The following is a 2,054-nucleotide window of genomic DNA, read 5'->3' on the forward strand; positions in this document are numbered from 1 at the left end:
GGATGGAAAATAACTAAGAAGCTACTCTGTATTGAACTGCGGATTTCATATTCCGTTGATCGCCCAAGCAAGACAACAGCCCAGTAAACAAGGAGGTTATTCAGATGAAAACTCTAAAGTGAAGAGAATAAGGTACAAACGTGATTTTACTCAGTAAGTCTCTCGATTCAATCTGCCACTACAGGGTCGTTCTGGTGTTGCTCTATTTACTATTGCAACCCTCACAACTTCCGGCTGTAACTTGTGACAAATGCGGCTTTAATTACGATCAGGAAGACGACACATTCTGCCCGTCGTTGGCGTGTTATCAAGAAGATCACCCCCATCAACATGACACCGTGCCATCCCAATCGGCAACACCAGTCAATCCAGTCTCAACTCCTGATGTACAAGCTGATGAATCGCTGAAAAATCAGGAGTTTGCCATCGATCAATTTGTCCATACAGCACTCAATCTTCCTCATGAAGATTTTGTCATTTCCCCTGATAGTCTTTTTCAGACAGTGGCACTGCTACTGTTACAGGCAGGTGCTGACGGTGCGAACAAGCAATTGGATCAACTTCAAAGGGAAGATGAGTATTCTGATCCAACCGATGGAGCAGCATCTAGCATGCCCTCAGCCAGTGAAGCTCGGTCTCTGGCGATTTATAAAGAGAGACTTAAACACATAGCCGACAATGCTCCTGGTAATGTCGACTTCACCAATCTTGGACCTTTAGAAAGCTTGGCTCAAGTGCTCAACACAAATTTTGGCCGTTCAATGCATGGTATCATTCAACATCACTGCATGCACGACAATTGCCGTTTATCTGCGATCATAGAATTCTATAGTTGTTTTTACATTATAGCTATGTGGAAAAGGGCTTTCGGTACCCAAGATGCAGCGTTATTTACCTTACCCGATGGCCAACTAGCCGCTTTAGACAGAATTACGGGAGGAAAAATTAATCCTTCCCAATACGCCAATCACGATGATTGGGAAGCATTTACCTTTCCCTACCTGGAGAACGATGAAATAATTTTAATTTTACCCCAGACAAGGTTATTGCCTAATGAGTTAAGGTCAGAAGTAATAAGCACATTATTTTCGTCATTAGACGCCAAAGAATCTTTTCCTTCCAGCTCAACGATGACGCCCGAACTTCCACACTCTAACGTTGATAAAAACACTGACTTGAGCGAAGCTCTAAGTCAATCAGGTTCACTGGCCATTGCTGTTGTTACCAACGATCTGAGTTCAGGAGCTGTGCCAGTTCTACCTGCTCCTATAAATGTGTTCAGTGAACAAGTAGCCCGGGGGGCCTCTTTATCAGGCGCTGGTTCCAAGAGAGCACATGATGGAGAAACAATACAATCAATCCGATTTGATCGACCCTTTGTTTATATATTTCGTAATAAAATAACAAAAAGAATCATCTTCATTGGGCAGTCAATTGATCATCTGGACTCAGAAGCAAGCAGTCCAGAACCGGAAGCCGACTAATTGCCATGGGGTAGCCTCTTGCCCCCCTCACCGCAATCGATGGAAAATAACAAAGAAACTATTCTATATTGAATTCCGATTTCCACATTCAGTGGAGCGTCCCGATAGAAAAGCTGATTCAGGAAACAAGGCGCTTATTCCGACAAAAACTCTAAAGTCAAAACGATAAGGTGCAAACGTGGTTTTACTGAGTGAGCCTTCCGATTCAATCTGCCAGTACAGAATCGTTCTGGTGTTGCTCTATTTACTGTTGCAACCCTCAGAACTTCTGGCTGTAACTTGTGACAAATGCGGCTTTAGTTACGATTCAGAAGACTTCACATTCTGCCCGATACCGTCGTGTAATATGAGAGATAAGGATCTCCCCTCTCAACATGATACATCGCTTTCCCAATCGGCAATACCAGTAAATGACGACTCAAGTCATGATGTACAAGCTGACGAACACCTTAACGGGCGCAGCTTTAACACACGCTGGTTCTAAGAGAACACATGAAGGAAATACAATACAACCAATCCGATTTGGTGGACCCTTTATTTATATATTGCGTAATAAGATAACAAAAAGAA

General features: G+C 43.1%; 2 protein-coding genes. Both read left to right on the forward strand.

Going from position 1 to position 2,054, the window contains the following annotated elements:
* Positions 1-140 precede the first annotated feature (140 nt).
* Entirely contained in the window at positions 141-1,484 is a 1,344-nt protein-coding gene (locus KDK18_RS06295; RefSeq protein WP_257254019.1) for a serpin family protein, read from the forward strand.
* Positions 1,485-1,662: 178 nt separating this feature from the next.
* A complete protein-coding gene (locus KDK18_RS06300) occupies positions 1,663-1,968 on the forward strand; it encodes a hypothetical protein (RefSeq protein WP_257254020.1) in 306 nt (101 codons plus the stop codon).
* Positions 1,969-2,054: the final 86 nt, after the last annotated feature.

This window comes from Endozoicomonas sp. SESOKO3, from assembly GCF_024606255.1.